The sequence below is a fragment of the Serratia rubidaea genome (genome assembly GCF_016026735.1).
Lineage (GTDB): Bacteria > Pseudomonadota > Gammaproteobacteria > Enterobacterales > Enterobacteriaceae > Serratia_B > Serratia_B rubidaea.
On the sequence record NZ_CP065640.1, the window covers coordinates 2,527,274 to 2,541,264 of the forward strand.

Genomic DNA, 13,991 nt, shown 5'->3' on the forward strand with positions numbered 1-13,991 from the left:
TTTATCCGTTATCTTCCCGTCGTACGCCGCTGTCGGGTGCAAACTTGTGATCGCACCGTTAAATCTCCCGTCCGTTGTTGCTTAACGGTTAACGAGTGACTATGTTTGCAGCATGATCGACGCCGCTGTTATCTGCGTCACTGCTGATAGCTGGAAGGGGACATATGGCGGTTTCCGTACAGGCCCGGAGTGCCGGTTTTGATGAATGGCTGCAAAGCATCAACGCGGCCTGCGGGCGTTTTTGCGCCAATACGCTGGGGCCGGGGTTTAGCGGCGCGATGCGGACCTACCATACGCATGCGCTGCGGCTGAGTATTGTGGATGCGGCGCAGGCGCAACTGTACCGCACCCGGCGGGAGATTGCCCAGAGCAACGGCGGCTACTTTTTTACCGTATTTCAGCTGCGCGGCAGCGCCCTGATGGAGCAGGGCGAAAGGCGCGCCAGTCTGTCGGCCGGTGATATGACGCTGATTGACGCCGGGCAGCCCAGCAATTTTCTGTTCCAGCAGGACTCGCAGCAAATTTCGCTGCTGTTGCCGCGCGATTACCTCGAAGCGCCGGCGCGGCAGGGCAAGGTTCAGTGCGCCGTGCGTCTTGAGGCCGGCAGTTCGCTGGTCAGATTCAGCCATCAGCTGGTGCGTGGCTATCTCGACAGCCCAACGCTGGCAGCGGCAGAGAGCGAGGCGACGCTGAGCGCGCTGGCCAGCCTGCTGCGTCCGCTGCTGGCCGGCGGAGAGGGGGCGGACGCGGAGAACGAGCGCGGTTTTAAGCAGGCGCTGAGCTTTATCGACCGTCATATTCAATCCGAGCATCTGCGGCCGGAGTGGGTGGCGGAGGAGAGCGGCATGTCGTTGCGCACGCTGTACCGGCTGTTCGCCCGCCACGGGCTGGTGGTGGCGCAGTATATTAAGCATCGGCGTCTGGAGCTGTGCGCGCAGGCGCTGCGCCATGCGCCGCCGCGGCAGAAACTCTCCCACCTCAGCGATGACTGGGGATTTCGCGACCACAGCCATTTTTCCACCGCGTTTAAAACGCACTTTGGCGTTTCGCCCAGTGAATACCGCAGGCGCTATCAGTAATCCCCCGGACGGGCCGGGGGAAAGCCGCTCAGTAGCGGATACAGACGGATTTGCTTTCGGTGTAGGCGTCCAGCCAGTCCGGCCCGAAGTCGCGGCCGCTGCCTGACTGTTTAAAGCCGCCGAACGGCATATTGGCGTCAATCAGCGTATGGGTGTTGACCCACACCGTACCGGCCTGAATGCGCGGCGTATAGGACATCGCGGTTTGCAGGCTGGTGGTCCACAGGCTGGCGGTCAGGCCGTAATCGCTGTCGTTGGCCTTCTGCAGCGCCTCTTCACCGTCCGCCACCCGGATCAGGTTGACCACCGGGCCGAACACCTCTTCGCGCGTCAGGTTCAGGCTGTCGTCCGGGTTGACCACCAGGGTTGGCGGAATATAGAAACCGTCGCCCGCCGGGCCGTCGGCGCCGCTGATCAGTTCGGCGCGCTTGTTTCTGGCGTCTGCCAGATAGGCGGCGACCTTATCGCGGTGCGCGCGGGAAACCAGAGGGTTGATCTGCGCCGCCGGATCCATGCCCGGCCCGACGCTGAGCGATTTCACCGCCTGCTCAAAGCCGGCGACCAGCTGGTCGTAAATCGGCGCTTCGATATAGATACGCGAGCTGGCGGCGCACACCTGGCCCTGATTGAGGAAACTGCCCATCATCAGGCCTTCGACCACCTGCGGGATATCGGCGTCTTTCAGCACGATAGCCGGGTTTTTACCGCCCAGCTCCAGCGTGACGCGCGTCAGCCGGTCCGCGGCGGCGCGGGCAATGCCTTTGCCCACGGCGGTTGAACCGGTAAAGCTGACTTTGGCGACCTGCGGATGCTCGGTCAGCGCTTTGCCGCAGACGGCGCCGCTGCCGGTCACCACGTTGAATACCCCCGGCGGCACGCCGGCTTCGCTGGCCAGCTCGGCCATCCGCAGCAGGGTCAGCGGCGTGGTTTCCGACGGTTTAATCACGATCGAACAGCCGGCGGCCAGCGCCGGCATCACTTTCCAGATGCCGATCATCAGCGGGAAGTTCCACGGCACAATGCCGGCCACCACGCCAATCGGCTCTTTGCGGGTGTAGACCTGGTAATTGGCGCCCGGCGGCATCGGGATGGAAACGTCCAGCGTCTGGCCGGTAATTTTGGTGCTCAGCCCGGCGGTATAGCGCATCCAGTTCAGGGTGCAGCCTACTTCGAACGCGCGGGAGATATTGATGGATTTTCCCTGCTCCAGCGTTTCCAGCTGCGCCAGCTCTTCGGCGTGCTGTTCCACCAGATCGGCATAGCGAAGCAGAATACGTTCGCGCTCGGCCGGCAGACGCCGCGACCAGACGCCGTCGCGAAATGCCCGATGGGCGGACTGCACCGCGCGGTCGACGTCGCCGGCGCTGGCGTCGGCGGTGGTGGCGATTTGCCGGCCGTCGGCGGGGTTATACACCGGCAGGCGCGCTGCGGACTGCGAGCTTTGCCATTGCCCATCGATATACAAGCCGTGTTGACGTTCGAGAAAGCGCAACACGTTGTCCATCACTGCTACGGTAGTATCAGGCATATGCCCTCCTGTCATACGAAGAGAACGATCGGGAAAAATTGCACCGATTTAGCATACGCGCGATGGCGGGAGGAAAATTTGCTCTGTCTGACAGTCGGTTTGTCCGCCGTGACAAAATGGCGGTGGTAGGGCCGGGGCGTCAGAGCGCCCCGGTTGTGGCGCGGCTCAGGAACTCAGCGTCGCCAGGCGGGTGGCGAAGCCGAGGAACAGCAGGCCGATCAGGCCATTGCCCAGCTTGGCCAGCCGTTTTTTATGGCTGAAGAAGTGCGCCAGCATGCTGCCGGCAAAGATCAGCGTGCTCAGATAGATAAAGCTGACCGACTCCAGAATCAGCGCCAGGATGGTGTAAGACAGCCCGGTATGCGCGTAGTTAAAGTCGATAAACTGCACGAAGAACGACACGTAAAACAAAATCGCCTTGGGATTGGTCAGGCTGAGCGTCAGCGCCTTGCGCAGAATGCTGTGGCCGCCTTCCAGCGCCTGGTGCTCCGGCTGAGTCTTTTGCACAAAGTTGGCGTAGAGGATCTTCACGCCCAGGAACAGCAGGTAGAACGCCCCCAGATAGCGCACCAGCGTAAACAGCAGCGGGGTGGTGCGGATCAGCGTAGCCACGCCGATGTAGGCGCAGAAGATCAAAACGGCGTCGCCGATAAATACGCCGAGCGCGGCGGTGTAGCCGGCGCGGATACCGCGTGAGATGCCGGTTTTCAGTACGAACAGGGTATTGGGGCCGGGCAGCACGATAATAAATATCACCCCGGCCAGGTAGGTCCATAAATTCAGGACGCCGAAACTTTCTAACACGATAACCTCTCAAAATGCCTGGCCGCACCTGCGCGTTGATCGTCGTGAAGCAGCGCGGCGTAATCCCTGGCCCGTCTTTTGGCCGGGCGCGATCCTAACGCCGCGCGCCGAGATTGGCAACGCGATTCCCGCGTTAGCGCACAGATTGCCGCGCGACAGCGGCGCGCCGTCAGAGAGAGGCGGGCTTGCGCGCCAGCAGCGTGGCGAAGCGCAGCCTGATGCGGTTGCCGTTGGCGTCGGTTTTATGCAGCTCGCCGACGTCTTCATTGTATTTTACGATTTGCCACTCCCGGTAGTACTTCTTCAGCTCGTCGGGCTTAAAGGCGAAGGGGAACGGCAGCGGGCAGGGGAAGTCCGGCGTATCCATCGCGGCGACGATCAGGTTATGGCCGCCGCTGACGGTGGCGGCCTGCATATCCTGAATGATCGACGGGATTGCCGCAGGCTGCAGAAACATCATCACCACCGTGGAGAGAATAAAATCGTAGTCGCCCTGGAAGCGCAGGCTATTCAGATCCTGCACCGTGGCGCGGATATTGCTCAGCCCTTCGGCATCGATAATGCGGTTCAGCTCGGCGACCGCCACGGCGTTTTTATCCCAGGCGGTGACGTCAAACCCCTTCAGCGCCAGATACAGCGCGTTGCGTCCGCCGCCGCAGCCCAGGTCCAGCGCCTTGCCGGCGGGTATCTCGCCGGCGGCGGCGACCACTTCCGAATGGGTGCGGGTCAGGCCATATCTCTGATGAAAATAGTCTTCTGGCTGGATGTCTGCAGACATGGGGGGCTCCTTGTACGGATTGAGTTTTTAAATTGCATGTAAAATACACCTTATTGCGCCGCTCTGCCATCGCAGAATCGCTATGCCGGCTTTTCCCTCCGCGGGGCTGGATCATCCGGCGCGGCTGGGATAACGTCTTGAGCGCAGATACCTTAACGATCAGGGAAAAGATGCCTAATTATCGAATTTTCACCGGTCGCGCGCTGACGTTGACCGCGCTGCTGGCGCTGGCCGGCTGTACCAGCAATATCACGCCGCAGGCGCCCAGCCGCAGCCCGGCGGAGGTGAAGGCGCAGGTGGTCAGGCTGATGCCGGCCAACGCGCAGAACAAACAGGCGTGGGCCGGCGATATCACCGCCGCGTTCGCCGCCCAGGGGCTGGATCCCAGCGACGAGAACCTGTGCGCGGTGCTGGCGGTGACCGGGCAGGAGTCGACCTTCCACGCCGACCCGCAGGTGCCGGGGCTGTCGAAGATCGCCTGGCAGGAGATCGATCGCCGCGCCGATAAGCTGCATATTCCGCACTTTGTGGTGCGTACCGCACTGTTGCTCAAGTCGCCCAACGGCAAAAGCTACAGCGAGCGTCTGGACAAGGTGCGCAGTGAAAAAGAGTTGAGCGCCATCTTCGACGACTTTATCGATATGGTGCCGATGGGGCAGCGCCTGTTCGGCAGCCTAAACCCGGTGCGCACCGGCGGGCCGATGCAGGTCAGCATCGCCTTTGCCGAAGCGCATGCCAAAGGCTACCCGTACCCGATCGACGGTTCGATTCGCCGCGAAGTGTTCAGCCGCCGCGGCGGCATGTATTTCGGCATTATGCATCTGCTGGGCTATCCGGCCAATTACAGCCGCTCGCTGTATCGCTTCGCCGACTTTAACGCCGGCTGGTACGCCAGCCGTAACGCCGCCTTCCAGAGCGCGGTCAGCCAGGCCAGCGGCATTCCGCTGGCGCTGGACGGCGATTTGATTATTTACGGCAGCGATAAGCCGGGCACCACTGAACTGGCGGTGCGCACGCTGGCGAAGCGGCTGGATATCAGCCATTCCGCTATTCGTCGCGCGCTGGAGAAAGGCGACACGCTGGAGTTTGAAGACACCGATCTGTATCGGCAGGTGTTTGCGCTGGCGGATAAAACCGCCGGGAAAAAACTGCCGCGTGAGATGCTGCCGGGCATTACCCTGGAAAGCCCGAAAATCACCCGTAAGCTGACCACCGCCTGGTTTGCCAAGCGGGTGGACGACCGGCGTCAAAGCTGTATGGCGCGCGCCCGTTAAGCGGGGAGGCGGCCGGCGGGGGGAATCTTACGCCGACCGCCGGACGCGTTATGCGCTGCGGCGCGGGTTGGTCAGGCCGAAGTTAAAGCTGTTGCAGCGGTTGCAGAACTCTTTCATTACCGGCGGCGTATCCATCATCGGCAGTTTGACCTCGATAAACGCCAGCGTTTCCTGACGTGAAGCGTGCTCCAGCGCCAGCTCCAGCTGCTGGCTGGTTTCCACCGCCGCGCAGAACGGCCGCGCCTGGGTATTAAGCACCGCCGGCAGTTTGGCGTAGTCCCACGGGCCGATATCGTTGTAAGACGAATTTTCCCCCAAAATGTAGCGCTCAATGGTGTAGCCGTCGTTATTGATCAGGAAGATGATCGGCTTCTGCTCGTAGCGCAGCAGGGTGGAGACCTCCTGCGCGGTTAACTGGAAGGAGCCGTCGCCGATAAACAGCATATGGCGTCGCTGCGGCGCCGCCATCAGCGTGCCGAGCAGCGCCGGCAGGGTATAGCCGATGGAGCCCCAGATCGGTTGGTTAACCACTTTCACCCCGTCCGGCATGCGCATGCCGCCGACTGCGGCGCCCGAGGTGCCGTTTTCCACCACCAGTACGTCGTCCTCACGAATAAAGCGGCTCATCCGCTGCCAGAAATAGGCCTGATCGAGTGGCGCGTCGCCGGGGGCCGCCAGCTGCGCGTGCGGATTAGGCAGTACCGCCATCGGCGCGGCGTGCGGCCCCTCGTCGGCGTCCAGCAGCGCCTGCAGCAGATCGGCGGTCGCTACCGCCGGGTAGGCGGTGTTGTCGAATTTCAGCGAGTAGGGCTGGATATCAATCTGCGCTGCGGCCGGGATCTGATGGGAGAAATAGCCGGTGGTGGAATCCACCAGGCGTACGCCGAAGCTCAGCACGCAGTCGGATTTGGCCATCAGCTCAAACAGCTCCGGGCGCGACAGGTTGCCGCTGTAGCCGCCCATCCAGCCGGCGGTGGTTTCCGGAATGATGCATTTGGCGGTCGGCATATTGGTCAGCGCAATGCCGAAGCGCTGCGCCACGGCGATGGTCAGCTGCTGCAGCTGATAGCGGTCGACCATTTGATCGACCAGCATCAGCGGGTATTTGGCGGCGCGCAGCCGCTGCAGCAGCGCCTTGGCGGCCAGCTGCAGGTTGTGGGCGTCGCTGGCGGGCTGCTGCGGCGGGGCAACCGGCTCGGCGATATCAATCTGCACCTCGCAGATATCCGACGGCAGCTGCAGATAGACCGGCTTTTTCTCCGTCCAGGCGGCGGCAATCACCCGCGGGATTTCCCGGGCGGCGTTTTCCGGCGTAATCAGCGCCTGGGCGACGGTGAACTGTTTAAAGCAGTTCATCACGTTGTCGAAGTTGCCGTCCGCCAGCGAATGGTGCAGCAGGGCGTGATCCTTCATCGCGTGCAGCGGCGGGGTGCCGGCCAGGCAGATCACCGGCGACGACTCGGCGTAGGCGCCGGCAATGCCGGACAGCGCGGCCAGATCGCCGACGCCGTAGGTGGTAATCAGCGCGCCGGCGCCGTTGAGACGAGCATAGCCGTCGGCGGCGTAAGAGGCGTTCAACTCGTTGCAGTTGCCGACAAACTGCACGCTATCGTCATGTTCAATCATTTCCAGCAGCGCCAGATTATAGTCGCCGGGCACGCCGTAGATATGCTCAATATTCAGGGCGCGAAGTTGTTGCAGGAGAAATTGTCCGATAGTGATTTTCATCTCTAGCTCCGAATTCATTGTCTTTTTTGTTTCAGGTAGAAATCAGCAAGCGTGGTTGCTGGCGATGTTGTAGTTGTCGGTATACAGAGGCCGCGAGGCATCAGTGGCGCTGCGTCCGTTGCTATAACAGTTATGTAAACGCCGGCGGCCTTCAAGATAAGCGGGGCTGATGCGCGGGGCGGGGAATGTATGGGAAGCTTTACGTATGCAACTATCTGAAAACGATAAATTGGCAGGCTGATAATCTGATGCGGGTATTTTTCAGCGGCCGGATTGTGAGGGGTAATCGCTGTTTATGCGGTCAGGCGGCGTGCCGTCAGGGTAAGGGCTGCGAGACCGGTACTTTTACCCGCCGCTATTGTTCTGCTGCGGCAGGCGCCGATGTGAGCGCACGGTGATTAATATCTGCATGACGGGAAACGGCCGTGAAGCGGCGATAAATCAATAGTTAACCGTGCTAATTATTTTCCCTACACAATATGTCACAAATGTTTTACATATAATTAACTGTGCGCCGACGGGTAAAAATTGTGCGGCAGTTAACAATTGCGACAACAGGTCAGGCCGCCGCTGCCGCCTGCGATCACATTCTGATTTTTGAGCGGGGTAAATATTTTTTCACGCTGCTGCCGGGGGCGATTTTTACCGTCGGTTTGCCCGGTTTTACCGGGATAAAACCGAGGTTTGGCGAGCAGCGGCTAAACTTAACGAAAAGACAACGAACGGCGGTTTGCGGCGGGAAAGTGTTGCCTTGGCTTGATCTTGCAGGTGCAATCGGTAAGAATCCTCGGCCGTAATTTGTACAGGAGTTATTTTATGTTGTTAAAACGGACATGCCTGGCCGGTTGTATAGCGTTGATATTTCCTGCACTGCCTTCTCTGGCTGAGGTTGGTTCAGAAAATAGCACCGTCGCGCCGGCGGAAAAACCGGGCCTGTGGCAGCGCTTTACGGATAATGTAGCGGAAACCTGGAACAACTCGCCGAACCATGACCTCTATATCCCGGCGATCACCTGGCACAACCGCTGGACGTACGACGATGAGCATATCGACAAGTACAACGAGCGGCCATGGGGCGCCGGCTACGGCATTTCGCGCTTCGACCAGGACGGCGACTGGCACGGCATCTATATTATGGCGTTTAAAGACTCCTTTAATAAATGGGAGCCGATCGGCGGCTACGCCTATGAGAAAATCTGGCGCCCGCTGGACGACAAGGATTTCCGCCTGGGGCTGGGCTTTACCGCCAGCGTGACCGCCCGCGATAACTGGAACTATATCCCGATCCCTGCACCGCTGCCGCTGGCGTCCGTCGGCTATAAAAAACTGACGTTCCAGGCGACCTACATTCCCGGCACCTATAATAACGGCAACGTATTCTTCGCCTGGCTGCGCTGGCAGTTTTAAGCTGCCGCAGCTTGCTCATAATCCTAAAAATTTCTGCGCGAACAGTTAAAGGGAACTTGTCGACGCGCGCAGCGTCCGAATGTATGTTCCGGCGATATCGCCGCTTACCGAAGAGAAGACAGGAGTTTGAGCACTATGAATAATAAGCATCGTGTATTGTTGGCGCTGGCATTGGCCACCTCGTTAAGCGCTGGCGCGGCGCAGGCCGGTTTGATGGATTCCGTCAGCAACGCTGCCGGCGAGCTGAGCAAATCCGGTGGTGAAAGCGGCGGTACGTCGCTGTCGACCCTGACCGGTCTGCTGAACGGCGGCGACAAGGCGCTGAGTTCCGGCAGCATGACCAACGCGGCCGGTATTCTGCAGTACTGCGTGAAAAACAACGTCCTGTCGGAAAGCGGCGCGGCGGATGTGAAAGACAAACTGTTGGGTAAACTGGGCATCAGCAGCGACTCTGACGCCAAAAGCGCAGACTACCAGCAGGGGCTGGGCGGTCTGCTGCAAACCGGCGAAGGCAAGAGCCTGGACCTGAACAACCTCGGCACCTCGCAGATCACCGAGAAAGTGAAGCAGAAAGCCTGCGATCTGGTGCTGAAGCAGGGTAAATCCTTTATCTCCTAAGCCCCCGATGTTAACTGACGCTGCGGGGCGTGATGCGCCGCAGCGTCGTTGTTTTTACCCCTCGCGCTGTACGGCGCGGACCGGATCTTCGTGAAATGATGAAAAAAACGTTGTTGCTTTCCCTGCTCGCAGGCGCAGCGCTGCTGCAAGGATGTCAGATGAAAACCAATGATGATGCGCCACCGCCGCCGCGGGCTATCGGCATGGCTAACCCGGCCGATGTCTACTGCGTGAAGATCGGCGGCAAGCTGAACCCCAAAGAGAACGAGCACGGCCAGTATGCCACCTGCACGTTGCCGAACGGCGAAGAGATTGAGAGCTGGCAGCTGTTCCGCCGCGACCATCCGGTGAAAAAATAGCGTTCCGGCGCGGTCAGAATTGCCCGGCGTCGATGGCCTGAAACTGCACCTTGCCGTGGCTGTGCAGGCTGATGGGCAGCCGCCAGTTGTGATCGCTGGCCAGCGCAAAGGGCTGTGAGCGGTAGCTGCAGCCGCTTTGGATATTTTTTACTTTCATCACATAGCGTTCCGCCGCACTGGTCTGGATGCTGAAGCTGGCGGCGGCGGGAATAAACAGGTCGGCGACGTACTGTGGGTTTTCCGCACTGCTCAACTTTACCCGTACGGCAAAGGCGTTATGCTGGTTATCCAGCGTGATGCGCTGCGTCCGGCCGCGCTCCTGCGCGTCGGGCTGGCGTAAATAGCCGGCGGAATCCGGCCAGGGGCTGCCCTGATTGTCGTGCAGCGGCCCGCCGCACTGTCCGCGCGCCTCGCGCGGCGACACGTCGCGCTGAATATCATAGTGGGGCTGCGCTGCCGGAGAGAGCGGCTCGGCCTGCGGATCGGTGCGCAGATAGCGTTTCACGGCGATCGCGCCGAGCGCCACCAGCATAAAAAAGATAAAGGTCGTCAGTCGGCGGCTGAATACCATGCCAAACAGCCTGCCGGGTAATTGAAACAGCCACCTTGCGATTCTCAGTATCATAGTTTTCCTTTAGCGCCCAAACCGTTACGTCTGCGGTAACGTTGTTATTGCACAGTATAGCCAACATCGCGGCGGAGATTACTCTTCTTCCAGCGCGGCGAACTGCTGGCCGAGATAATCCAGCAGCAGCCGCACCGCCGGCAGCAGGCCGCGGCGCGACGGGTAGACCGCATGCACGATGCCGCCTTCGGGGTGCCAGTCGGGCAGCAGTGGGGTTAAATCACCGCGCAGCATTTCATCGTGCATCATCATGCGGGGCAGCTGCACGATGCCGGCGCCGGCGATCGCCGCCTTACGCAGCATCAGCATATCGTCGCTGACCAGCCGCGGATGGTGCTCCCAGCGGAAAGTGGCGTCCGCAGGGCCGTACAGCGTCCACTGGTGCTGCGCGCGCGCCGGGCCGAGGTCGAGCGTGGGATAGCGCGGCAGGTCTTCCGGCCGGCGCACTTCGCCCAGCGTGCGTATCAGCGCCGGACTGGCGGCGATGCACCAGCGACGCGTCGCCAGCACTTTCAGCACCAGATCGCTGTCCTCCAGCGGCGGCGGCCGTACTCGCAGCGCCAGATCCAACCCTTCGCCCACCACGTCGACCCGGCGGTTGGTGGCTTCCAGATGCAGCGTGACCTGCGGATAGTCCGCCATAAAGGCGGCCAGCATATCGCCGACGCGGGTGTGCAGAATCGCCACCGGGCAGCTCATGCGCACCGTGCCGCAGGGTTCGGCGCGGGTCTGGTCGATCGCCTGCTGCGCCGCTTCGGCCTCCACCAGCATCGCCTTGCAGTGGCGGTAATAGCTCTGGCCGACCTCGGTGACGGAGAAACGGCGCGTCGAGCGCTGCAGCAGCCGTACGCCAAGGCGCTCTTCCAGCAGCGCCACCCGGCGGCTGAGCTTGGATTTGGGAATGCCGAGCGCCCGGCCGGCCGGCGCAAACCCTTTGTGGTCCACCACGCTGGCAAAAAAGAACAGATCGTTTAAATCAACCAACACCGTCGCTCCATTGTTCCACTGGTAGAACGCTGAGTGTATATCTTGCCGACTACCTGAGCAATTCGGGCTGAATTACACTGTCGTCATCAAGTAGGGCCGTGAGGTCCGCAACGGGAGAAATGTGATGAAAAAGATCCTTGGCGTGTATGACAGCCCGCAGGCGCACTGGGTCGGCAACGGTTTTCTGGTCAATTCCCTGTTCTCGTATAACGAGCTGGGAAGCGAAATGAGCCCGTTCCTGCTGCTGGATCATGCGGCGCCGACCAAGTTTCGTGAAACCACCGGGCGGCGCGGCGTTGGCCAGCATCCGCACCGCGGGTTCGAAACCGTGACCATCGTCTATCAGGGCGAAGTGGAACACCGCGACTCTACCGGCGGCGGCGGGGTGATTGGCCCCGGCGATGTGCAGTGGATGACGGCGGCCTCCGGCATTTTGCATGAAGAGTTCCACTCCACGGCGTTTTCCCGCCGCGGCGGCACCGTTGAAATGGTGCAGCTGTGGGTGAACCTGCCGGCCAAAGACAAAATGGCGGCGCCGGGTTATCAGACGCTGCTGAACCAGGCCATTCCGCAGGTTCCGCTGGCGGACGGCGCCGGTCAGGTGCGGGTGATCGCCGGTCATTTTGCCGGCCACGACGGCCCGGCGCGCACCTTCAGCCCGCTGAACGTCTGGGATATGACGTTGAACGCCGGCCACCGCACGCAGCTGACGGTGCCGGAAGGCCATACGCTGGCGCTGGTGATCCTGCACGGCGCGGTGCTGGTCAACGATGAGCAGATCGTTCGTGAAACCCAGATGGTGCGGCTGGATCGCGCCGGCGACAGTTTCACCATTGAGGCGAACAACGACGTGAGTCTGCTGCTGCTCAGCGGGGAGCCGATTGATGAACCGATCGTCGGTTACGGCCCGTTTGTAATGAACAGCGAAGCGGAGATCCAGCAGGCGTTTCATGACTTCAACAGCGGCGAGTTTGGCGTTATGCCGCCGGTGGAAACACAGCCGTAACGTTGAAATAACCGCTTATTTCGCCCTCTTGCCGGTCAGCGTATGCTGACCGGTTTTTTATTGGCGCGATAGACATTTTGCTTACATAATTCTGCGGGATGTAAGTGAATCGCAACGCGGTGAAAAGGTAGCGAAAAGCCGCTTTCTCGGCGTATCGGCGTGGAGTAGGTTGGGGACGTTCCCGTTCAAAAAGGAGTGGTAGAGTGAAAATGCAATTAAGGATCCTGGCGCTGGCCGCCGCGGTATTGTTCAGCAGCGGCGCGATATCGGCACCGCCTGCCAAGGAGGCGCCTGCGCCGCAGATAGCGGGGAAAGGGCACCCGCCTTTCCCGGGGCCGCATCCGATGCCTGGCTTCTGCCACGGCGGTGAGCTGTTTTGCGCCTCGTCGCTGAGCGATAACCCGACGGAAACCATCAATAAGCTGACCTCGGTGATTCCGGCGGGCAAAGCCAAACGCTACGAAGTGCGCGTGTCGGTGGTGGAACTGCCGGATCACCCGCCGGCGCCGCCTGCCCCTTAACACGACCAAGCCGGCCGGAATAGCCCGGTCGGCCTACCTTCAGACTGCTCTCGTTTACGCTTCTTTACGTAGAATCTGCTTGAAATTACAGCAGTTGATCCCCATATAATGATGATTCGACGATAAAAGGAGAGGCATATGGGAATCAGTGAAGAAGAGTATATTCGTCGCCAAAGTCAGGAGAAACACGCCATCGGTAATGTGGCGAAGTGGGTAGCGATTGTTTCGGCGGTATATTTTGTTTTAATGGTCTTTTACGGCCATCCGACCGGCGTACTGGCCATGTCCGGCGCCATGTTTTTGGTCTCCACCACCATTTGGCTGAAAAAGCGCCAGAAGGTTAAGTCCTACCGTCGCGCGCTGGCGCGTATTGAAACGGACGAAGTTCCGCAGTAATCCTCACTCCTATCGCGCCGGCGGGCTGCTATCCGCCCCGGCGTGCTGCGCATCTGACCGCCCCCTGTACGCCAGGCAATAAAAATGCCAGACAGACGGCGCTGGCTGGCATCACGGGCGGCGTTAATCGTTAAAGAAATGAATCATCATCATCGCTGAAGCCGTCATCGTCGGCGAAGTCATCGCTCTGATAATCGGCATTCTGCCAGCCGCTGTCCTGTGACAGGAAGCTGCCGTCACCGTTGTTAAAGGTGTCGAGGTTATTGGACGCATCAAACTCACGCATCGCACTGTCATCCTGCAGCGCGGCGTTCTGCGCATCGTCGGCGGGCGTTTCATTAATGATGTTCACAATCTCTTCCGGCTGGGTATGGCGGAACATGCCGGTCAGCATATCTGCCAGCATCACGCCGCCGGCCACCCCTGCGGCGGTCTGCAGCGCGCCACCGAGGAAACTGCCGGCGCGCGACGGCGCAGCCTGTTGCGGCTGCTGCTGTGGGGCATAGCCGCCCTGCGGCTGATTATTCCACGCGGCGTTGTTCTGCTGGCGCGCCTGAGCCTGCGCCTGCGGGCTGGGAGCGCTGCGGCCGCCGAACAGGCCGGCGAGAAAACCGCCGCTGCTCTGCTGGCCGGCGCCATTTTGCTGCAGCTGGGCGATTTGGCCTTCCAGCTCTTTGACCCGCTGGTCCAGCTGTTTCAGCGCCGCTTCCTGAATAATGATCGCCTGCGCCATATAGTAAGGCGCGGCGGGCTGCTCGCTCAGGTGCTGCTTGATTTGCTGTTCTGCCCGAGCATCCCGTTGTCCCGTCTTGGTTTCGGCCTCTTTCAGGCGGCCGAACAGACTGTCGATAAGGCGTTGTTCTTCTGATTGCATCGGATGA

Annotated in this window: 16 protein-coding genes; 9 read left to right on the top strand and 7 right to left on the bottom strand. The window is 60.6% G+C overall.

Translation table 11 applies throughout. The annotated features are described in order from the left end of the window. The first annotated feature begins 164 nt into the window (after positions 1–164). The gene (gene feaR / locus I6G83_RS11725; RefSeq protein WP_054306547.1) at positions 165–1,079 is read left to right on the top strand and encodes a transcriptional regulator FeaR; all 915 of its coding nucleotides are present in this window, start codon (positions 165–167) and stop codon (positions 1,077–1,079) included. 28 nt (positions 1,080–1,107) lie between these two features. On the opposite strand, the gene I6G83_RS11730 is transcribed toward feaR, so the two are convergent. The 3 genes from I6G83_RS11730 to tehB all read right to left on the bottom strand — a co-directional run bounded on the left by I6G83_RS11730 (position 1,108) and on the right by tehB (position 4,189). Continuing rightward, positions 1,108–2,607 (bottom strand): aldehyde dehydrogenase family protein, encoded by a 1,500-nt coding sequence (locus I6G83_RS11730; protein WP_054306548.1) that lies wholly within the window; start codon positions 2,605–2,607, stop codon positions 1,108–1,110. A gap of 165 nt (positions 2,608–2,772) precedes the next feature. Next, entirely contained in the window at positions 2,773–3,411 is a 639-nt protein-coding gene (leuE, locus tag I6G83_RS11735; protein ID WP_054306549.1) for a leucine efflux protein LeuE, read from the bottom strand. Between the two features lie 169 nt (positions 3,412–3,580). Next, positions 3,581–4,189 carry a tellurite resistance methyltransferase TehB gene (gene tehB / locus I6G83_RS11740; RefSeq protein ID WP_054306550.1) on the bottom strand — a complete coding sequence of 203 codons (609 nt, stop codon included), beginning with the start codon at positions 4,187–4,189 and terminating at the stop codon, positions 3,581–3,583. Positions 4,190–4,359: 170 nt separating this feature from the next. Between tehB and I6G83_RS11745 the strand changes: the two genes are divergently transcribed. Beyond that, positions 4,360–5,463, top strand: coding sequence for a DUF1615 domain-containing protein (locus I6G83_RS11745; protein WP_054306551.1), 1,104 nt, complete (start codon positions 4,360–4,362; stop codon positions 5,461–5,463). 48 nt (positions 5,464–5,511) lie between these two features. Here the strand turns inward: I6G83_RS11745 and I6G83_RS11750 are convergent, their stop codons facing one another. Then, positions 5,512–7,191: an alpha-keto acid decarboxylase family protein gene (locus I6G83_RS11750; protein ID WP_054306552.1), complete on the bottom strand. Its 1,680-nt coding sequence runs from the start codon at positions 7,189–7,191 to the stop codon at positions 5,512–5,514. 530 nt (positions 7,192–7,721) lie between these two features. On the opposite strand from I6G83_RS11750, the gene I6G83_RS11755 reads away from it, so the two are divergent. The 4 genes from I6G83_RS11755 to I6G83_RS11770 all read left to right on the top strand — a co-directional run bounded on the left by I6G83_RS11755 (position 7,722) and on the right by I6G83_RS11770 (position 9,575). Continuing rightward, the gene (locus tag I6G83_RS11755; RefSeq protein ID WP_138111358.1) at positions 7,722–7,988 is read left to right on the top strand and encodes a hypothetical protein; all 267 of its coding nucleotides are present in this window, start codon (positions 7,722–7,724) and stop codon (positions 7,986–7,988) included. Between the two features lie 19 nt (positions 7,989–8,007). Continuing rightward, positions 8,008–8,598 (top strand): lipid IV(A) palmitoyltransferase PagP, encoded by a 591-nt coding sequence (gene pagP, locus I6G83_RS11760; RefSeq protein WP_054306553.1) that lies wholly within the window; start codon positions 8,008–8,010, stop codon positions 8,596–8,598. 135 nt (positions 8,599–8,733) lie between these two features. Then, positions 8,734–9,216, top strand: coding sequence for a DUF2501 domain-containing protein (locus I6G83_RS11765; protein ID WP_054306554.1), 483 nt, complete (start codon positions 8,734–8,736; stop codon positions 9,214–9,216). A 98-nt stretch (positions 9,217–9,314) separates the two neighbouring features. Continuing rightward, positions 9,315–9,575, top strand: a complete 261-nt coding sequence (locus tag I6G83_RS11770; protein WP_054306578.1) for a putative hemolysin — start codon at positions 9,315–9,317, stop codon at positions 9,573–9,575. 13 nt (positions 9,576–9,588) lie between these two features. Here the strand turns inward: I6G83_RS11770 and I6G83_RS11775 are convergent, their stop codons facing one another. After that, positions 9,589–10,200, bottom strand: a complete 612-nt coding sequence (locus tag I6G83_RS11775) for a hypothetical protein (RefSeq protein WP_015671125.1) — start codon at positions 10,198–10,200, stop codon at positions 9,589–9,591. A gap of 78 nt (positions 10,201–10,278) precedes the next feature. Then, complete coding sequence (locus I6G83_RS11780) at positions 10,279–11,184, bottom strand: LysR family transcriptional regulator (RefSeq protein WP_225365495.1); 906 nt, start codon at positions 11,182–11,184, stop codon at positions 10,279–10,281. Between the two features lie 127 nt (positions 11,185–11,311). On the opposite strand from I6G83_RS11780, the gene I6G83_RS11785 reads away from it, so the two are divergent. The 3 genes from I6G83_RS11785 (at position 11,312) to I6G83_RS11795 (ending at position 13,110) form a co-directional block, all read left to right on the top strand. Beyond that, on the top strand, positions 11,312–12,193 hold the full coding sequence (locus I6G83_RS11785) for a pirin family protein (protein WP_054306556.1): 882 nt from the start codon (positions 11,312–11,314) through the stop codon (positions 12,191–12,193). Between the two features lie 203 nt (positions 12,194–12,396). Then, positions 12,397–12,714 (top strand): hypothetical protein, encoded by a 318-nt coding sequence (locus I6G83_RS11790; RefSeq protein ID WP_054306557.1) that lies wholly within the window; start codon positions 12,397–12,399, stop codon positions 12,712–12,714. A gap of 138 nt (positions 12,715–12,852) precedes the next feature. Next, complete coding sequence (locus tag I6G83_RS11795) at positions 12,853–13,110, top strand: hypothetical protein (RefSeq protein WP_054306558.1); 258 nt, start codon at positions 12,853–12,855, stop codon at positions 13,108–13,110. 130 nt (positions 13,111–13,240) lie between these two features. Here I6G83_RS11795 and I6G83_RS11800 read toward each other — a convergent pair whose 3' ends face one another. Next, positions 13,241–13,984 carry a DUF2076 domain-containing protein gene (locus I6G83_RS11800; protein WP_054306559.1) on the bottom strand — a complete coding sequence of 248 codons (744 nt, stop codon included), beginning with the start codon at positions 13,982–13,984 and terminating at the stop codon, positions 13,241–13,243. Positions 13,985–13,991 lie beyond the last annotated feature (7 nt).

Excerpts from the sequence above, each read along its gene's own strand:
- I6G83_RS11745 (WP_054306551.1), top strand. The coding sequence starts at position 4,360 with ATGCCTAATTATCGAATTTTCACCGGTCGCGCGCTGACGTTGACCGCG.
- I6G83_RS11750 (WP_054306552.1), bottom strand. The coding sequence starts at position 7,191 with ATGAAAATCACTATCGGACAATTTCTCCTGCAACAACTTCGCGCCCTG.
- tehB (WP_054306550.1), bottom strand. The coding sequence starts at position 4,189 with ATGTCTGCAGACATCCAGCCAGAAGACTATTTTCATCAGAGATATGGC.
- I6G83_RS11765 (WP_054306554.1), top strand. The coding sequence starts at position 8,734 with ATGAATAATAAGCATCGTGTATTGTTGGCGCTGGCATTGGCCACCTCG.
- feaR (WP_054306547.1), top strand. The coding sequence starts at position 165 with ATGGCGGTTTCCGTACAGGCCCGGAGTGCCGGTTTTGATGAATGGCTG.
- I6G83_RS11795 (WP_054306558.1), top strand. The coding sequence starts at position 12,853 with ATGGGAATCAGTGAAGAAGAGTATATTCGTCGCCAAAGTCAGGAGAAA.
- I6G83_RS11775 (WP_015671125.1), bottom strand. The coding sequence starts at position 10,200 with ATGATACTGAGAATCGCAAGGTGGCTGTTTCAATTACCCGGCAGGCTG.
- I6G83_RS11770 (WP_054306578.1), top strand. The coding sequence starts at position 9,315 with ATGAAAAAAACGTTGTTGCTTTCCCTGCTCGCAGGCGCAGCGCTGCTG.
- pagP (WP_054306553.1), top strand. The coding sequence starts at position 8,008 with ATGTTGTTAAAACGGACATGCCTGGCCGGTTGTATAGCGTTGATATTT.
- I6G83_RS11785 (WP_054306556.1), top strand. The coding sequence starts at position 11,312 with ATGAAAAAGATCCTTGGCGTGTATGACAGCCCGCAGGCGCACTGGGTC.
- I6G83_RS11800 (WP_054306559.1), bottom strand. The coding sequence starts at position 13,984 with ATGCAATCAGAAGAACAACGCCTTATCGACAGTCTGTTCGGCCGCCTG.
- I6G83_RS11730 (WP_054306548.1), bottom strand. The coding sequence starts at position 2,607 with ATGCCTGATACTACCGTAGCAGTGATGGACAACGTGTTGCGCTTTCTC.